Below are 18376 nucleotides of genomic sequence, written 5' to 3'. Positions count from 1 at the left end.
CATCCGTGCACGTCGCCAGCGAAATTGAACGAAAAAGCGGAGTTTACAAGTAGTAAATGAGCATTTTGAGGCCAATTTCAACGCAGCATAAGCAAGCGCAATAGTTAATCAGAGGTTTCTTAGCACCTCAGGTCAATAAAAAAACAGGAGCAACACGATGACGCAGCATATTCTGGTTAAAGATGCCATGTCTTACGATAACTACACCGTTCAGGCCAATGCCAGTGTGGAGGAAGCTGCAGCAGCCTTGCAGAAACACCTTCTGCCCGGAGCCCCGGTCGTCAATGAACGCCATGAGCTGATTGGCTTCGTTTCCGAACACGACCTGCTGCGTCAGTTGCTGGAATCCAGCTATCACAGCACCAGCAAGGCTACGGTGATGGATGTCATGCGCCATGAAGTCATGAGTGTCAAACCCGATGACAGCATCATTGACCTGGCCCAGACCATGTCACAAGTGGACAAGCCCAAACTTTACCCGGTGGTTTCCCACGGAAAAGTGCAAGGAATCATCACTCGGGGCCTGCTGCTCAAGGCCCTGATTGCCAGCCGTGCGCAGGGTTAAAGAGTTTGATGCAACATGCCGGGCACTCCCCGTGCCCGGCAAGCAGGCATGGACTGCCATAGTTATTGCATATTCTGCAGTTATTGTTTATCGCCACTTCTCATTGGGGTGTGGGCTTAGTAGTATTCAAGCCTGAATAAAAACCGGATAAACAGGAAGCAGTGAACCATGGCAGAAATTCTTTTTTACCAAAATATTACGCCTCTCAACAAGGAAGAGCACAAAGACCTCTGCCTTAAGCCCTACAACAACGACTACAGCTTTGCACGCACCACCCCGGTCGTGCCTCTGGCTGCAACCGAATTCTTCAATGCCAGCCGCTACTATCCAGTGCTTTTCTCGGGAGAAACCGAGTCCCTGGTGCCGGTTGCCGTTATGGGTTATTCGGAAAAACAGAATATCTTTATTAATGATGCCAACCAGTGGCAGAAAAATGCTTATATTCCCGCTTTTATTCGCCGCTATCCTTTTATACTGGCCAACTCCGCTGACAACAGCCAGTTGACTCTCTGTATGGATGACGGCTGGAAAGGGTTTAACACCCAGGGGGAAGGTGAGCCTCTGTTCACTGACGAGGGCGAACAAGCGGATTACCTGAAAAAGGTTCTGACTTTTGTGGAAAGCGTACACCAGGAAATGCAGCGCACCCGGCCTTTCGTCGACAAACTGCTGGAGCTGGAGCTGCTGGAAAAACGTGACCTTCAGGTCAGCCGCGCTGATGGCACTCATTTCATGCTTCGGGATTTTCGGGTCATCAACGAACAGGCCTTTATGAAACTGGATGATGCCCAGATTCTGGAATTTCACAAAAAAGGCTGGCTACCCTGGGTTTATGCCCATCTGCTCTCCCTTTCCAACCTGCAAACTCTCGGCAGCTAAGCGGTCTTCTCAGGCCGGGCTTCCTGCCCGGCTTGTTGTCGCTGACGAAACTGGCTAAGATTCGCCCCATTCAATCTTTACCCATCAAGGCAGCCTCAGTGACTCAAGAACTTAATCAACGTCTGCAGCAACTGGAACCAGCAGCAGCCAGAGGTCTTTTCGACCAGCTACGCCGCGGCCTGGAAAAGGAAACCCTGCGAACGACCCCCGAGGGCAAGATCAGTCAAGAGGATCACCCCTCGGCCCTGGGTTCCACACTGACTCATCCACACATCACCACGGACTATTCAGAAGCCCTGCTGGAGTTCATTACCCCGGTTAGCACCAGTCGCGAAAACACTCTGGATTTTCTGCTGGATTTGCACCGCTTCAGCCTGAGGCATCTGGAGAACCAGGAGCTCTTGTGGCCGGCCAGCATGCCCTGCCGCCTGGAGGGTAATGGCAGTGTACGTATTGCTGAATATGGGCGCTCCAATGTGGGTCGCATGAAAGAAGTCTACAGGCATGGCCTGGACTGGCGTTATGGCCGCATCATGCAGAGCATTGCCGGGCTGCACTACAACCTCTCCTTCCCGGATGACCTCTGGCCGCTGCTTGCAGAGCTGGAAGGCTGGGCTCCCGAGGCGGCGGATGCCCAGTTCCGATCGGATAAATACTTCGCCCTGATCCGCAATTTCCGGCGCTATTCCTGGCTGCTGATGTATCTTTTCGGTGCCAGTCCGGCGGTGGATGCCAGCTTTCTGGCCGAACACCCCGACCACCCCCTGACACCTCTGGCAGAAGCCACCTGGGGCAGTCCCCTGGCAACCAGCCTGCGCATGTCCGACCTGGGTTATCAGAACAAGGTGCAAGCCAGCCTGAAGATTTGCTTCAATTCTCTGGACAATTACATCAACACCCTCCAGGAGGCCATTCACACCTCTCACCCTGCCTATGAAAAAATCGGTGTGAAGGTGGACGGTGAATACCGCCAACTCAACACCAATATTTTGCAGATTGAGAATGAATACTACAGTGACATCCGCCCCAAAAGAGTGGCTCGCAGCGGGCAGAAACCCAGTGAAGCCCTGCAGGAAAAGGGAGTGGAATACATCGAGGTGCGCTGCCTGGATCTCAATCCTTTTCTGCCCGGTGGCATCGATGTCGCCCAGATGCGTTTTCTGGATACTTTCCTGCTCTACTGTCTGCTGGAAACCAGCCCGGAGTTGAGTGACCGGGCCTGCCAGCAGGTGGAAGACAATATGACCCAGGCCGTCAACCAGGGCCGCGATCTACAAACCCGCATCTGGTGGTTTGATCAGGACAAGGTGGAGCAAAAACCACTGCAGGAGGCTGCACTCACCCTGATGGAGCGCCTGCAGCCGGTGGCCCTGTTACTGGATAAAAACCACCCTGACACAGCTCCCTTTTCCCGAGCCCTGGAGCAGCAGCTGGCCAGAGTGGAGGATGTCAGCCTGACACCTTCGGCTCGCTTACTGGAGCTGATCAAGGAAAGCGGCAGCCATAATGCGGCCATCCTGCAACTGGCCCGTGCTCAACGTGAACAACTGCTGACCTGCCCCATGAACAAGGCCAGGGAAGCTGTTTTCACTGAACTGGCAGCCAGTTCCCTGCAACAGCAAAAGGATCTGGAAGCCAGTGACCAGCTGAGTTTTGATGACTACCTGGCTGAATACTTCAAGCCAGCATCACAGGCTTAAAGCCAGCTGGTAGCCCTGTTCAATCGCCCTTCGGGCATCCAGTTCCGCAGCCAGTTCAGCCCCACCGATCAGGTGAGCTGACTGGCCTGCTTCCTTGAGTTCAGCAAACAGCTGATTGACGGATTCCTGGCCGGTGCAGAGAACAATGTGATCCACATCCAGGCAGATATCTTCATCCTCATGGCGCAGATGCAAACCCTGTTCATCAATTTTCCAGTATTCACAACCCGCCAGCATTTTGACCTGGTGAGCTTTCAGGGAAGCGCGATGAATCCAGCCGGTGGTTTTACCCAAACCCTTGCCCGGCTTACTGGCTTTGCGCTGTAACAGATAGATTTCCCTGACCGCCTGGGGTGTTTCAGGTTGAACCAAACCACCGGGCTGTTCGACTTCAAGGTCCACCCCCCACTCTTTCAGGAAGTCTTCCGTGCTTTGTGGCTGGTTTTGTCGGGTAACCTGAACCAGCAGTTCAGCAACATCAAAGCCGATGCCTCCCGCACCCAGCAAGGCCAGCTTCTTACCCAGTTTTTCAGGGTGACGAATGGCTTCAGGATAACTCACCACCTTGGCCAGCTCCACGCCCGGCAAGTCAGGAATCCGCGGCTTCACACCAGTGGCAACCACCACCTCATCGTAGCCTTGGAGTAATTCCAGGTTGGCCGGGGAGTTCAGCCGCAATTCAACACCGGTTAATTCCAGCTGCTTGCGAAAATACCTCAGGGTTTCACTGAATTCTTCTTTCCCCGGTATCTGGCGGGCAAGATTAAACTGACCACCGATTTCATCGGCGGCCTCAAACAAGGTCACCTGATGTCCACGGGCTGCCGCCTGGGTGGCGCAGGAAAGACCGGCCATTCCAGCGCCCACCACAGCCACCTTCTTGACCTGACTGACGGCCTCAGGCTGGAAAAGGGTTTCATGGCAGGCTCGGGGGTTGACCAGACAGGAAGTGACCTTGCCCATAAAAACCTGATCCAGGCAGGCCTGGTTGCAGGCAATGCAGGTGTTGATTTCATCGCTTTTGCCCTGCTCGGCCTTGCTGACCCATTGTGGATCAGCCAGAAAGGGCCGCGCCATGGACACCATATCCGCATGCCCTGCTGCCAGCACCTCTTCGGCCGTTTCCGGCATATTGATGCGGTTGGTGGTGATCAGGGGAATCTTGACTTCCTTTTTCATGCGCAGGGTCACGCGGGTAAAAGCGGCTCTGGGCACACTGGTGGCGATGGTCGGCACCCTGGATTCATGCCAGCCAATGCCGGTATTGATCAGGCTGGCACCTGCCGCTTCTATGGCTTTGGCCAGGGTAACCACCTCCTCCCAGGTACTGCCGTCTTCCACCAGATCCAGCATGGAAAGTCGAAAAATAATGATGAAATCCTCTCCCACTGCTTCCCTGACCCGGCGCACGCTTTCCACTGCAAAACGGCTGCGGTTGGCAAAACTGCCACCCCATTCATCCTGACGTTCATTGGTACGACGCGACATAAACTGGTTGATCAGATAGCCTTCACTGCCCATGACCTCCACCCCATCATAACCAGCCTCTTTGGCCAGGCTTGCAGCACGGGCATAATCATTCAGCTGTTTTTCCACCTCTTCGCCCGTCAGCTCTTTAGGTGTATAAGGATTGATCGGGGCCTTGATGGGTGAAGGGGCAACCAGGCGTGAAGAATGCGCGTAACGACCCGTGTGCAGTATCTGCATACAAATCTTGCCACCTGCTTCATGCACGGCCGTGGTCACCATCCGGTGTTCTGCTGCTTCTTCTGCGGTCGTCATTCTGGCCGAGCCCTGAAAAACCACGCCTTCTTCATTGGGTGCGATACCACCGGTGACGATCAGAGCCACACCGGCTGCGGCTCTTTCTGCATAAAAGGCTGCCAGGCGCTCGAAACCTCCAGAGGTTTCTTCCAGGTTGGTGTGCATGGAACCCATGAGTATCCGGTTCTTCAAGCGGGTAAAACCCAGATCCAGAGGTTCAAAAAGATGGGGAAAGGCGTTGCTGCTCATAATCAAAGCTCCTGCCGTTGTTCTTATCAAAAGGTCTACCCAGTCTAACCCAACACAAATTCAATCGCACGTTTAAAACGAATACTGGATAACGCACTGAAACATTCGCACCTTGTTTTTCTTCACAAAACATCCCAAGATTAATGAGGTTCAGGGAACCCATCACAAAAAAGAGAGAAAATCATGATGAAAAAAACTTTACTGAGTATCGGCTTGGCTGCCGCTTCAGTGCTGGGTGCAGCCCAGATTCAGGCTGAAGTAAAAATCGGCTTTCTGGGTGGCTTCACCGGCCCCATCGAGGGGATGACGCCCGCTATTCACGAAGGTGCTCAACTGGCACAAAAACAAGTCAACGATCAGGGCGGTCTGCTGGATGGCCAGGACTTTGCAATGCCCACGGGGGATACCACCTGTTCGGACTCCTCGGCTGCATCCAATGCCGCTGACCGTATGGTGAACAGTGAAAAAGTGACGGCCATTGTGGGCGCCCTCTGCACCGGTGCCACCTTGGCTGCTGCCAATAACGCAGGCATTCCCGGTGATGTAGTGATGATTTCACCGGCTTCCACGGCCCCGGCGGTCACAGCCATTGAAGATGACGACCTGGTTTTTCGCACCGTACCTTCCGATGCCTTTCAGGGTGAAGCCCTGGCCCATCTGCTGATCAACAAGGGCATTGATGAAGTCGTTGCCACCTATGTCAACAATGACTATGGTCGTGGCCTCTCCGACCAGTTTGTGGAAACCTATGAATCCCTGGGTGGCTATGTGGCCGACAACCTGGCTCACGAAGACAACCGTGCCGACTATCGGTCAGAGCTGGGCTCCTTGTCAGGCCAAATGGTGGAAACACTGGTGGTTTTCGCCTATGCCGACTCTTCCGGTCAGACCATCCTGCGTCAGGCTCATGAAAGCGGCTCCTTCTCCCAGTATGTGGGGGTTGACGGCATGATCAGCGACACTCTGATCGAAGCCCTGGGCGCGGATGTTCTGGAAGGCATGATCGCCACCCGCCCGGGTTCACCTGATCTGCCCGGCACCGATCTGTTCGAGAAAGCGGCCAAAGATGCCGGTTTTGACCCCAACGCGGTCTTTGCTGCCCAGGCCTATGATGCTGCCTTTATCCTCGCCCTGGCTGTGGAGCAAAATGGCAGTGACTCCCGTCAGGGGCTGGCCAAGGCCGTGCGTGCGGTTGCTTCCGCCCCAGGTGAAGTCATCCTGCCCGGCGAATGGGAAAAGGCCAAGCGCCTCCTGGCCGAAGGCAAGGAGATCAACTATGAAGGTGCTTCCGGCAAGCATGACTTTGACAAAAACGGCGACATCATGGGTGTCGTTGTAGAAATGCTGATCACTGATGGTGAGCTGGTGACCAAGGGTCAGATCGACTTCTGATCACGGTTGGAAACAGCTCAGGACAGTTTGCGGGGTGGCTCTTACAGCCACCCCGTATTCTTTTACAGCAACCAGGCCACGGCCAGTCCCGCCAACAAAGAAACCCCCATGGGCAAAGCCACCTTCCAGCCCAGCGTGGAAGTGCCCAGAAAAACCGCCATACCCGCCTTGATGGCATTATTGACACTGGCCGCCAAAACAATGGCAATCACGGCTGTGCTTTCCTCAATCCGCCCCTGGGCCATGCGTGTCAAAGACAGGGTAATGGCATCCACATCGGCCACACCCGAGCTGGCTGCCAACAGATAGATCCCGGCATCACCCAGGGCATCCCTCAGCCATTCACCCAGCACCAGAATACCGGTCAAGAGAGCACCGAAAACCACTGCCGAAGTCAGATCCAGGGGGTTCTGACTGAGTGTGGGTTGCTCAACGGCCAGGCTGCGACGGCTGGTGCGCCAGATCATAAAGGCTGGAATATAAAGCAGTAGCGTCATAACCAGAACTGGCAACCAGAGACTCTCCAGTAGCGCCGGATTGATCACCAGAGCATAGAGAAGAATCCGCGGAAACATGGTGCCACAGGCCAGGAGTATCCCCACGGCCAGCAGGGAACTGAGTTGCGTGGCATGGCGTGATTGCCGGGCAAAATGCAGGGTCAGGGCAGTGGATGAACTCAGGCCAGCAAAAAGACCGGTAAAAAGAATGCCTTTTTCCGCCCCTCCCACACGCACCGCAAAATAACCGACAAAGGAAACCGAGGCAATCAGCACCACCAACCACCAGATTTCATAGGGGTTGAGTGCTCCTCCCGGCCCCATATCTCTATTGGGTAAAAGCGGCAGAAGAACGACGGTAATCAAGAGCAGCTTGAGCCCGGCATCCAGCTCATGGGCATAAAGGCGATGCAGCAAGCCGTGGATCTCTTCCTTGTTATCCAGAATGATGGTGGTGATCACTGCACAGGCGGCAGCCAGCGTGGGGTCATAAGCAAGCGCCAGAGCACCGTAGCAGAAGGTCAGAATCAAACCGACCAGGCTGGTGATGCTGTAATCTTCAATTTTTCTGGCTTTGGCCAGATAGGCCGCCAGACTGACAGCCATAACACCCACAAAAACAACTGGAAAAGCCCAGGGCGTCAGTTGCTTGGTCAACAGAGCCGCGACCCCGCCCAGCAGCCCCACCAGTGCAAAAGTCCGAATACCGGCTATGCGCTCGCCTGACTTGCGATCCCGGGCAACCCAACCTCGCTGCAAGCCAATCAGCGCCCCCAGCAGGAGCGCAATTCCCAGATTGATCAGAACCTGATTGTCCGAAATGAGCTTCTGCGTCAGGTCACCCATAATCCCCCTAAGTCCTTGTTAGGCTGTATCAGTTTACCTGCTGGGTTTTTTCCGGCATCAGCCCCTTGGGTGCATAACGCAGTACCAGAACAATCAGCAGGCCGATGACAAACACCCGGGCCTGAAGAGCACGACTGGACAGATTATCGGGGGCCTCCCAGGCAAACCAGTTGCTTCCCAGATCCACAACCAGCTGCATGACCAACAAAGCCAGGGGTTCCGACATCACCCAGATAATGTAGACCAACAGGGCACCCAGAATGGTGCCCAGGTTATTGCCGGGGCCACCCAGAATCACCATCACCAGCACCAGAAAAGTGTGGTTGAGCGGCAGGAAACCCTGAGCATCAAAAATACCATTGAAGGTAGTGAGGGCACCACCGCCAATCCCGATCAGCACACAACCAAAGACGAAAACCTCCAGGCGGCGCTTGTTGATATCCTTGCCCATGGCCTGGGCTGAGATTTCATTATCACGAATCGCCCGGATCATACGGCCCCAGGGAGCATTGTAGGCTTTTTGCAGCAGATAAAAGATCGCCACTATCATGATGGCGGTAATGGCCAGATAGATGGAACGGGCCAGAATAAAGCCCAGCTCACCCGGCCCGGGGGTCGGCCAGGGCAGGGGTGAAACCGTTGCAGTGCCGCGGGTCAACCAGTCGGCATTTTTCAGGAAGGCCTTGACGATTTCAGCAATCCCCAGAGTGGCAATGGCCAGGTAGTCACTGCGCAAACCCAGACAGATATGCCCGATAAAGTAGCCCACCACGCCAGCCAGAAGTCCACCCATCAGCCAGCCTATCCAGGCAGGCAGGCCCAGACCACCCACAAAGCCAGCTTCAGACTCTATCGCATCGGCAAGAGGGTCAAACAGTGCACGGAAAATCATCCAGACCAGCAAAGCCAGAATAATCGTCAGCAGGGTACGCCATTTTTTGGGAACGCCCAAACGATCAATACGGGAAACGGCCACCACCAGGGCTATACCGGCCAGCCCCCAGAGGAAAGTGCGTCCCAGCCTTCCTGGCAGGTCGGACCCCCAAAAATCGGGGTTGACCGGCACACTGAAGAGCATGGCACAAAAGCCACCCATAGCCACAAAACCCATAACCCCGGCATTGAACTGGCCACCATAGCCCCACTGGATGGTCAGACCCAAAGCAATAATGGCATAACAGCTGGCTTCCACCAGCATACGAATACTGTAAGCATTACCCTGGGTAAGAAACACCAGCAGGATAGACACAAGAATCAGGCCAGCAACCAGGGTTTCCCGCACAGGCAGGCCCTGTGGAAATTTTTCGATCATTTTCGCCAACATTAGATCACCTTCCCTTTAAAGATGCCGGTGGGACGCCAGATCAAGACTGCAACAAGAATGAAAAAGGGCACCACGATTTTGTATTCCGTACCCACCATCGACAGGTTGCGGGGAAGCTCCACCCATTCCGGAAACCAGTTGTTCAGAGGGCGCAGTAGAATGCTCCAGTTGAACACCGACAGGGTTTCGGCATAACCGACCAAATAGCCACCGGCAATGGCACCGTAGGGATGCCCCACACCACCAACGATGGCTGCTGCAAAAATGGGCAGCAGCAGGAAGAAGCTCAGATCCGGGCTCAGGCTGACATCCATGGACAGAAAAGTCCCGGCAGCTGCGGCCAGAGAACCTGCCAGCACCCAGGTCACCATCACCACCTTGTTGGTATCGATACCGGATACCCGCGCCAGATCGACATTATCCGACATGGCGCGCATGGCTTTGCCGGTTCGGGTACGATTCAGAAAAAGATGCAAGCCGATAACCGCCAGGAGGGTAAAAACAATCAGGGTGATCTGGGGTTCGGTAATCACCAGAGGTCGGGCAGCCAGATCAAAAGGCAGATCCAGACGAAAAACCGCCTTGGTTTCTTCAATATACATGCTGCGTGAGCTGGTGCCGGAAAAAAGACGGATCAGCCCCTGCAGCATCAGGGTGACCCCCAGCGAAGCAATCACTATCACAATGGGTTTGACGCCATGTTCACGCAGAGGTTTATAGAAAGTCTTGTCGATACCGATTGCCAGCAGGGCCGTCACAACCATGGCCAGGGGCAGCATCAAGAGCGGGGTGGGAATACCCAGAGCAGCGCCACTTCCAGGAAAAAGGGCAGTAAGAAAAAATACAATCATAGCCCCAAAGGTCATCTGGTCGGCGTGGGCAAAATGCGCAAAACGCATGATACTGAACACGAGGGTGACGCCCACCGCACCGATTGCATAGATGGAGCCCGACACTGCACCGGATATCAAGACTTTATTAATGAAAAAAACCAACTCGTTCAAGGTATTATCTCCCATGGTTGGGTGCAGGGGTTAACCGCCCAGAAAGCTTTTGGCGACTTCCGGGTCATTGAGCAGATTTTGTCCGCTGTCGGTATAAAGGTTCTGGCCAGAAGCCAGCACAAAACCTTTGGTGGCAATATTCAAAGCCTGCTTGGCATTTTGTTCAACCATCAGGATGCCGACACCAGCTTTGTTGATTTCCACAATACGGTCAAAGATTTCCTGCATATAAAGAGGAGAAAGGCCTGCTGTAGGTTCATCCAAAAGCAAAAGAGTCGGCTCAGTCATCAGAGCCCGTCCCATGGCCACCATTTGTCTCTGGCCACCGGACAACTCTCCCGCTGGCTGCTTGCGCTTTTCCAGCAGAGGCGGAAAAAAACTGTAGATCATTTCCAACATCCTTTTGGTAGTGTGCGGTTTGATATAAGCCCCCATTTCCAGGTTTTCTTCCACACTCATGCTTGGGAAAATATTTTTTTCCTGGGGGATAAAACCCATGCCCAGCTCCACCAGTTTGTTGGGGGCCAGGTTGGCAATGGATTGGCCACGAAGCTGAATATCCCCGCCGTTCACCTGAACCAGGCCGAAAATGGCTTTCAGCATGGTTGATTTACCCGCCCCGTTGGGACCCACGATGACACCGATGTCTTCCTTGTCGATGGCCATATCCACACCCTTGAGGATATTCATTCCTCCATAGCCACCTTCAACCTGAGTTGCATTCAGTAATGACATTTTAATCAACCTTACCAAAATAGGCTTCGACCACTTCCGGGTTGTTACGCACCTCTTCGATGCTACCTTCCATCATCACCTCGCCCTGAGCCAGTACAATGACCGGATCACAAAGCCGTGCAATCATGTCCATGTCATGTTCAATGACCAGAAAGGTATAACCCATCTCCTGGTTCAGACGTTCAATATTTTTGACCAGATCCACCAGCAATGTCCGGTTCACCCCGGCAGCGATTTCATCCAGCAAAACCACCTTGGCATCCGTCATCATGGTACGACCCAACTCCAGCAGCTTCTTCTGGCCACCGGAGAGGTTCCCTGCCAGTTCATTTTTGACATGCGAGAGGTTGATGAAGTCGATGACTTCCAGGGCGCGCTGACGCACTTCCTGTTCCTGTTGACGAACCAGAGAGGGCTTGAGCCAGGTACTAAAGAGCGTCTCCCCTTCCTGACGCGGCGGCACCATCATCAGGTTTTCCAAAGCCGTCATGTGGGAAAATTCGTGAGCAATCTGAAAGGTGCGCAAAAGACCTTGATGGAAGAGGGCATCGGGCGTTTCATGGGTAATGTCCCGCCCTTCCATCAAAACCTGACCGGAATCCTCTGGCAGAGTACCGGCAATGATGTTGAACAGGGTGCTTTTGCCTGCCCCGTTGGGGCCGATCATACCCGTCACTGACCCCCGGGCCACTTCAAGGGAGCAGTTATTGATCACCTGCAGGCCGCCAAATGCCTTGCTGACATTTTTTACGGCAATAATGGGTTGTTCTTGTGTTGTTGAAGACATCCTACCCCCGCCAGAAACTTGAATTCCAGAAACCGGAACACGAAGAAAACTTTAATTCACGTTATGAGCGTAGGTCAGGCAAGGCGAAATTGATCGAAAAAGCAGAGTTTACAGTCGAGTAAATGAGCATTTTGAGATCGATTTCAACGCAGCATCACCAAGCGCAATAGTGAATTATGGTTTCTTAAACCAAGGTCGCATTCTAGCCACATCATTTCCCACCCACAACTTGCAGGCACAAAAAATCCAGCCACAAGGCTGCTCTCTGAATTAGAGTAGAAGATATGGGCGTAGAAAGGGGGATTTCTTGATCGGAGCAGAAAATGGTGGGTGGTACTGGGTTCGAACCAGTGACCCCCAGCTTGTAAGGCTGGTGCTCTCCCAACTGAGCTAACCACCCGGGAAGATGACAGAAAAATGGCGGACCGGACGGGACTCGAACCCGCGACCTCCGGCGTGACAGGCCGGCATTCTAACCAACTGAACTACCGGTCCGCAGCATACTTCTGTATCTGGGGGTTATTACTGAAAATGGCGGACCGGACGGGACTCGAACCCGCGACCTCCGGCGTGACAGGCCGGCATTCTAACCAACTGAACTACCGGTCCGCATCTGCAGTAATACTTCACTAGGTGAAGGACATGATGGTGGGCGGTACTGGGTTCGAACCAGTGACCCCCAGCTTGTAAGGCTGGTGCTCTCCCAACTGAGCTAACCGCCCCGTCATGTGGCTGCGCATTCTACAGCCTTTTCCGGGGCTGTCAATTTCTTTTTTAAGATTTTTTTGGCTGCTTATCAGTTGATTGCAACCCGAAACCGGCAAGTCATCAAAAACGGGAACTTTCCACATTTTCCAGCCTCTGAGAGTGACGACCTTGACTTGCTCATGTCAGGTTCCCTCAAGGATGAGCAAAAACAACAGGTTGCGACTTTAGTGGGTGGGGTTTTTTGTCGCACCCAGGCAACCCGTTGTTTTTAAAGAAAAATGCTCGGCAATCAGCCGCTCTTATTCGTGTTTCCCCTTTTAATAAGCAGACTTAGGTTCAGGTCATTCTAGCTCTGAGTTAGAATGATCGCGATCCATTGACATGTATCATGGCTGGGGAATCCCAGCTGCTGGAAACTTGGCGCTGGATTCCTCCAACTAAACTGCTGTAATGGGAACCTGACATGAGCACAGCAATTGAACACCCAACCTATAACTACAAGGTGGTAAGGCAATTTGCCATTATGACTGTGGTCTGGGGTATCGTCGGCATGCTTGTCGGCGTCTGGATCGCAGCCCAACTGGCTTGGCCTGCACTGAACTTTGACCTTCCTTGGACAAGCTTCGGACGTCTGCGTCCGCTGCACACCAATGCGGTAATCTTCGCATTTGGTGGTTCTGCACTTTTTGCCACCTCCTACTATGTGGTGCAGCGCACCAGTCAGGCGCGTTTGCTGTCTGACGGTCTGGCTGCCTTCACCTTCTGGGGCTGGCAACTGGTGATTGTACTGGCTGCCATTACTCTGCCTCTGGGTCTGACTCAGGGCAAGGAATATGCCGAGCTGATCTGGCCTATCGACGTGCTGATTGCCGTTGTGTGGGTTAGCTATGCCGTGGTTTTCCTGGGCACCATTTACAAGCGTAAAACCTCCCACATTTATGTGGCCAACTGGTTCTTCGCGGCCTTCATCCTGACCGTTGCCGTTCTGCACATCGGCAACAGCATGGCGATCCCCACCTCCTGGCTGCACTCCTACTCCATCTATGCTGGGGCTACGGATGCCATGATGCAGTGGTGGTACGGTCACAATGCGGTTGGCTTCTTCCTGACAGCAGGCTTTTTGGGCATGATGTACTACTTCGTACCCAAGCAGGCCGAGCGTCCGGTTTACTCCTATCGTCTGTCCATCGTGCACTTCTGGGCACTGATCTGTGTCTACATGTGGGCCGGTCCTCACCACCTGCATTACACTGCACTGCCTGACTGGGCCCAGTCTGTCGGCATGATCATGTCCCTGATCCTTCTGGCTCCTTCCTGGGGCGGTATGATCAACGGTATGATGACCCTGTCCGGTGCCTGGCACAAACTGCGCACTGACCCCATCCTGCGCTTCCTGGTGGTTTCTCTGTCCTTCTACGGCATGTCCACGTTTGAAGGCCCGATGATGTCTATCAAGACGGTCAACGCCCTGTCTCACTACACTGACTGGACGATCGGCCACGTACACGCCGGCGCTCTGGGCTGGGTGGCCATGATCACCATCGGTGCTATCTACCACCTGATTCCACGTCTCTTTGACCGCAAAGACATGCACTCGATTGGCTTGATCAACGTGCATTTCTGGCTGTCCACTGTCGGCACCGTGCTTTACATTGCCTCCATGTGGGTTAACGGCATCATGCAGGGTCTGATGTGGCGTGCAGTCAACGCTGACGGCACTCTGATGTATACCTTCATCGAGTCAGTAGAAGCCAGCCATCCCGGCTATATTGTTCGCTGGATTGGTGGTCTGCTGTGGCTGGTCGGTATGCTGCTGATGGCCTACAACGTTTACATGACTGTGAAGGGCAATGCTTCTGAAAAGAAAGCAGCTGCTCAAACAGCCTAAGCGAAGGGGTTATCTAGATGAAACACGATATTGTTGAAAAGAATGTAGGCCTGATGGCCGTACTGATCCTGGTTGTGATCAGCTTTGGTGGCCTGGCCGAGATCGTTCCCTTGTTTTTCCAAAAGGAAACCACTCAGCCGGTTGAAGGGCTGGAGCCCATTTCTGCTCTGGAACTGGAAGGGCGCGATGTCTACATCCGTGAAGGCTGCTACGTTTGCCACTCACAGCAGATTCGCCCCTTCCGTGCCGAAACAGAGCGCTATGGCCACTACTCGGTAGCCGGTGAGTTTGTTTACGACCACACCTTCCAGTGGGGCTCCAAGCGTACCGGGCCTGACCTGGCACGTGTTGGCGGTCGCTACAGTGATGACTGGCACTATGCTCACATGCACAACCCACGTGATGTAGTACCTGAATCCATAATGCCTGCTTACCCCTGGCTCAACTACGCCAGCCTGGATGGTAGTCAAACTGCCACCAAGATGCAGCGGTTGCAGATGCTGGGCGTACCTTACACTGATGAGGAAATCGCAGGTGCCGCGGATAGTGTTCGCGGAAAAACTGAAATGGACGCACTGGTTGCTTACTTACAGCAACTGGGTACCGTTCTTAAAGACAGGTAGGGTTATGGATATTAACGTTTTTCGTGGGCTGATGTCGGTTATCTTGCTGCTTGCCTTTTTAGGGATAGTCTATTGGGCTTACAGCAAAAAACAGAAAAAGCCTTTCGACGAGGCGGCTAACCTGCCCTTCGCCGATGAAGACGAAGACGAAAAAAACCATAACCAGGATGAAAGCTCATCACTGGAGAATAAAAAGCATGACTGACCAAGCCATGAGCGGCTTCTGGAGCCTGTGGATTTCGGTAATTACCCTGGGTGTAATTGCCTTCTGCTGGTGGCTCCTGTATGCAAACCGCAAAACTGATAAAACCCCGTCCGCGAGCGGTGAAGTTGAAACCACCGGTCACGCAGCGGATGGAATTGAAGAATATGACAACCCCCTGCCTCGCTGGTGGTTCATCATGTTCGTCATCACCATTGTATTTGGTCTGGTTTACCTGGCGCTGTATCCCGGCCTGGGTAACTACAAAGGCTTTCTGGACTGGACTTCCCAGGGGCAATGGGAAGATGAAATGGAGCATGCTCAAGAGCAATATGCACCCATTTTCGACGACTATGCCCAGATTGAAGTCACCGAACTGGCCCAGGATCCCGAAGCCATGCAGGTTGCCGATCGCCTCTACCAGAACAACTGTGCCATTTGTCACGGTTCTTCAGCCCGCGGCGGCTACGGCTTCCCCAACCTGTCCGATGACAGCTGGATGTATGGCGGTGAGCCGGAAAGAATCCGCGCCTCTATTATCTGGGGTCGTAGCGGCAACATGGTGGCCTACCAGGACATCCTGGGTAATGAAGGCATAGACAACATGAGCCACTATGTTCTGAGCCTTTCCGGTGAAGAGCATGATGCGGCCAAGGCAGAAGAGGCTGAACCTCAGTTCATGGCTCAGTGTGTTGCCTGCCATGGTGCTGATGGTAAGGGTGCTGCTGCCCAGAACATGCATGATATCGGTGCTCCCGATCTGACTGATGATTACTGGCTGTATCAGCAACCCGGCCAGGATCTGCAGACTGCCATCAAGCAAACCCTGCGTCATGGTCGTAACGGTCACATGCCAGCGCAAGCCGGTTATCTGGACTATGGTGTTGATTTGAGCAACCTCAGCCGCAGCATGAATGAGCAAGAACTGGCTGAGCTTCTGCCCAAGGTTCACCTGGTAACTGCTTATATCTATAGCCTGAGTCAATAAACCAGGCTGATAACGAAAGGGGATGCGGCGGATGGTCGCATTCCCTTTTATCGTTTAACCTCAGTATAGTGCTATCCGTAATACCCAAGTAAGCCGCTTGGGTATTACGGATAATCCTACCTAGAACAATACAACCCATAAAAAAACCCAGGGTCTGAATTCGAGAGATATTATTTTCCATTCCTGCTTGGTGATAAGCGAATGACCGACAAGATACCGACTCAAGATGTAACCCCGAAAGATGCTGCCCAGAACCGCAAGTCACCCACTACCGGTGGGCCTCAGGGTGAGCTTTACACCTCCCGCAAGCATATTTATGTAAGACGGGTTCAGGGCTTTTTCCAGAAACTGCGAACAGGCACCAACTGGGTACTGATGCTGGGGTTTTTCCTGACTCCCTTTATTCCCTGGGGGGATCGTCAGGCCATCCTGTTTGACCTTCCGGCCCGTCAGTTTCATATATTGGGCACCACCTTTTTCCCGCATGATTTTATGCTCCTGGCCTGGCTGCTGATCATTCTGGCTTTCGTGCTCTTTTTCGTGACCAACTTTGCCGGTCGTGTCTGGTGCGGCTATACCTGCCCCCAGTTTGTCTGGACCTGGCTGTATATCTGGGTTGAAGAAAAAACCGAAGGTTCACCCAACAAACGCAAAAAACTCGACAAACAACCCCTGAATGGCGAGAAGTTCCTGCGCAAGGGCATCAAGCACCTGGTGTGGCTGGTGATCGCTCTGGCAACGGCCATTGCCTTTCTGGGGTACTTTTCACCCATACGTGATCTGCTGCCCAGAATCCTTGCCTTTGAGCTGGGAACCTGGGAAATGTTCTGGATGGGCTTCTTTACCCTGTTCACTTATCTGTTTGCTGGCTGGCTGCGCGAGCAGGTGTGCATCTACATGTGCCCCTATGCACGTTTTCAGGCGGTCATGTTTGACAAGGACACCTTGATTGTTTCTTATGATGCAGCTCGCGGTGAGCCACGCGGCCCACGCAAAAAGTCCACCAATCTGGAAGAAGCCAACCTTGGCCACTGTATTGATTGCGACCTCTGTGTGCAGGTTTGTCCGGTCGGCATCGATATCCGCAATGGCTTGCAGTATGAGTGCATCACCTGTGCAGCCTGCGTGGATGTCTGTGATCAGGTTATGGACAAGATGGAATACCCTCGTGGCCTGATTCGTTACACCACTGAAGAAGAGCTTGAAGGCCGCAAAACGAAAATTTTACGACCTCGCCTGATTGGTTACTTTACGGTTCTGATGGCCATGATTATTGCCTTCAGCGTAGCCCTGTCCAACCGGGTGCCGCTGGAAATGGAAGTGCAAAGAGATCGCAACCAGCTGTTCCGCATGACTTCTGAAGGACTGATTGAAAACAGCTACCGGATAGGTATTACCAACATGGTGCAGGAAGAGCGTACTTTCAGGTTAAGTCTTGAAGCACCGGAAGGGCTTGAACTTCAGAGTGCAGAAACCTACACCCTGGATGCCGGTGAAACCCAACAGTTTTCTTTCCGGGTTGTTGCTGACCCTGAGAAACTTCCTCAGGTTCCTGCGATCGATATAAGGCTGTATATTGAATCCGAATCCGACCCGAGTCTTAAAAACTCACGTGAATCCCGCTTTATTTTAAGGTCAGCACGCTAATGAACCTAAGTACGTCAACCAAAAAACCCTGGTATAAAGAACCTCTCAGTTGGCTGGCCTTTGGGCCAGCTATTTTGGGTGTCTTTTCAGGTCTAACCCTGCTGGTTGTCGGCAACATCAATTATGATGGGGTCGTACACGAGGATTACTACAAGGAGGGAAGAGCGATCAACCAGTCTTTTGAACGCGATCGCTACGCAGAAGAGCTGGATCTGACGGCTTCCCTGCGCTTTGTCAGCAACCAGCTGCACCTGGACCTGTCCGGTCAGCTTACCAGCTTCCCTGAGGAAATGTTGGTGCTGATGGAAAATCCCACGCGTGCCAACCAGGATTTCTCCATTCCCGTCCAGCACCTTCAGGGTGGGCGCTATCTGGGCAACCTGCCTCAACAGCCAGCCAACGACTGGGACGTCAAGCTCTATGGCCCCAACAAGGAGTGGCGACTTCACAGTCGCGCCCACTTCCCACTCAAGGGTCCTCTGGAAATGCGTCCCAGCAGCCATTAATAGCCAGCCACAGCACCAGAAACCAGAGCGGGGCAGCAGAGTATTCAAGATGACAATCAGGGGAACCAAGTA

At 53.4% G+C, this 18376-nt stretch carries 16 protein-coding genes and 4 tRNA genes; 10 read left to right on the top strand and 10 right to left on the bottom strand.

Features of this window, described 5'->3' with window-relative positions:
• Positions 1–157: 157 nt before the first annotated feature.
• From LG323_RS13595 to gshA, 3 genes are all read left to right on the top strand, one after another.
• Positions 158–565, top strand: a complete 408-nt coding sequence (locus tag LG323_RS13595) for a CBS domain-containing protein (RefSeq protein ID WP_404417241.1) — start codon at positions 158–160, stop codon at positions 563–565.
• Positions 566–733: 168 nt separating this feature from the next.
• Complete coding sequence (locus LG323_RS13590; protein WP_404417238.1) at positions 734–1444, top strand: SapC family protein; 711 nt, start codon at positions 734–736, stop codon at positions 1442–1444.
• A 98-nt stretch (positions 1445–1542) separates the two neighbouring features.
• A complete protein-coding gene (gshA, locus tag LG323_RS13585; RefSeq protein WP_404417235.1) occupies positions 1543–3144 on the top strand; it encodes a glutamate--cysteine ligase in 1602 nt (533 codons plus the stop codon).
• Here the strand turns inward: gshA and LG323_RS13580 are convergent.
• Entirely contained in the window at positions 3133–5157 is a 2025-nt protein-coding gene (locus LG323_RS13580; RefSeq protein ID WP_404417232.1) for an FAD-dependent oxidoreductase, read from the bottom strand. The genes gshA and LG323_RS13580 overlap by 12 nt on opposite strands.
• 183 nt (positions 5158–5340) lie before the next feature.
• On the opposite strand from LG323_RS13580, the gene LG323_RS13575 reads away from it, so the two are divergent.
• On the top strand, positions 5341–6549 hold the full coding sequence (locus LG323_RS13575; protein ID WP_404417228.1) for an ABC transporter substrate-binding protein: 1209 nt from the start codon (positions 5341–5343) through the stop codon (positions 6547–6549).
• Between the two features lie 62 nt (positions 6550–6611).
• On the opposite strand, the gene LG323_RS13570 is transcribed toward LG323_RS13575, so the two are convergent.
• From LG323_RS13570 to LG323_RS13530, 9 genes are all read right to left on the bottom strand, one after another.
• Positions 6612–7892, bottom strand: coding sequence for an MgtC/SapB family protein (locus LG323_RS13570; RefSeq protein WP_404417225.1), 1281 nt, complete (start codon positions 7890–7892; stop codon positions 6612–6614).
• Between the two features lie 28 nt (positions 7893–7920).
• A complete protein-coding gene (locus LG323_RS13565) occupies positions 7921–9216 on the bottom strand; it encodes a branched-chain amino acid ABC transporter permease (RefSeq protein WP_404417222.1) in 1296 nt (431 codons plus the stop codon).
• Positions 9216–10220 (bottom strand): branched-chain amino acid ABC transporter permease, encoded by a 1005-nt coding sequence (locus tag LG323_RS13560; RefSeq protein WP_404417219.1) that lies wholly within the window; start codon positions 10218–10220, stop codon positions 9216–9218. Before LG323_RS13560 ends, LG323_RS13565 begins: the two co-directional genes overlap by 1 nt.
• Before the next feature lie 30 nt (positions 10221–10250).
• Entirely contained in the window at positions 10251–10955 is a 705-nt protein-coding gene (locus LG323_RS13555; protein WP_404417216.1) for an ABC transporter ATP-binding protein, read from the bottom strand.
• A 1-nt stretch (position 10956) separates the two neighbouring features.
• Positions 10957–11742: an ABC transporter ATP-binding protein gene (locus tag LG323_RS13550; protein ID WP_404417213.1), complete on the bottom strand. Its 786-nt coding sequence runs from the start codon at positions 11740–11742 to the stop codon at positions 10957–10959.
• A 324-nt stretch (positions 11743–12066) separates the two neighbouring features.
• Positions 12067–12142, bottom strand: a tRNA-Val gene (locus LG323_RS13545).
• Between the two features lie 18 nt (positions 12143–12160).
• Positions 12161–12237: transfer RNA gene (locus LG323_RS13540), tRNA-Asp, on the bottom strand.
• Between the two features lie 37 nt (positions 12238–12274).
• Positions 12275–12351, bottom strand: a tRNA-Asp gene (locus tag LG323_RS13535).
• 37 nt (positions 12352–12388) lie between these two features.
• Positions 12389–12464 (bottom strand) — tRNA-Val (locus LG323_RS13530).
• A 449-nt stretch (positions 12465–12913) separates the two neighbouring features.
• Here LG323_RS13530 and ccoN point away from each other — a divergent pair.
• The 6 genes from ccoN (at position 12914) to LG323_RS13500 (ending at position 18304) form a co-directional block, all read left to right on the top strand.
• Positions 12914–14338 carry a cytochrome-c oxidase, cbb3-type subunit I gene (gene ccoN, locus LG323_RS13525; RefSeq protein WP_404417210.1) on the top strand — a complete coding sequence of 475 codons (1425 nt, stop codon included), beginning with the start codon at positions 12914–12916 and terminating at the stop codon, positions 14336–14338.
• A gap of 17 nt (positions 14339–14355) precedes the next feature.
• A complete protein-coding gene (gene ccoO, locus LG323_RS13520; protein ID WP_404417207.1) occupies positions 14356–14961 on the top strand; it encodes a cytochrome-c oxidase, cbb3-type subunit II in 606 nt (201 codons plus the stop codon).
• Positions 14962–14965: 4 nt separating this feature from the next.
• Complete coding sequence (locus tag LG323_RS13515) at positions 14966–15166, top strand: cbb3-type cytochrome c oxidase subunit 3 (protein ID WP_310695073.1); 201 nt, start codon at positions 14966–14968, stop codon at positions 15164–15166.
• Positions 15150–16151, top strand: a complete 1002-nt coding sequence (gene ccoP / locus LG323_RS13510; RefSeq protein WP_404420142.1) for a cytochrome-c oxidase, cbb3-type subunit III — start codon at positions 15150–15152, stop codon at positions 16149–16151. The genes LG323_RS13515 and ccoP overlap by 17 nt, the downstream gene beginning before the upstream one ends.
• Positions 16152–16352: 201 nt before the next feature.
• Positions 16353–17798: a cytochrome c oxidase accessory protein CcoG gene (ccoG, locus tag LG323_RS13505; protein WP_404417204.1), complete on the top strand. Its 1446-nt coding sequence runs from the start codon at positions 16353–16355 to the stop codon at positions 17796–17798.
• Entirely contained in the window at positions 17798–18304 is a 507-nt protein-coding gene (locus tag LG323_RS13500) for a FixH family protein (RefSeq protein ID WP_404417201.1), read from the top strand. Before ccoG ends, LG323_RS13500 begins: the two co-directional genes overlap by 1 nt.
• The last annotated feature ends 72 nt before the right edge of the window (positions 18305–18376 follow it).

It is taken from the genome of Marinospirillum sp. (genome assembly GCF_044810985.1).
Lineage (GTDB): Bacteria > Pseudomonadota > Gammaproteobacteria > Pseudomonadales > Halomonadaceae > Marinospirillum.
The sequence above is the reverse complement of the archived record's forward strand: the minus strand, read 5'-3'. Positions and strand labels throughout refer to the sequence as shown.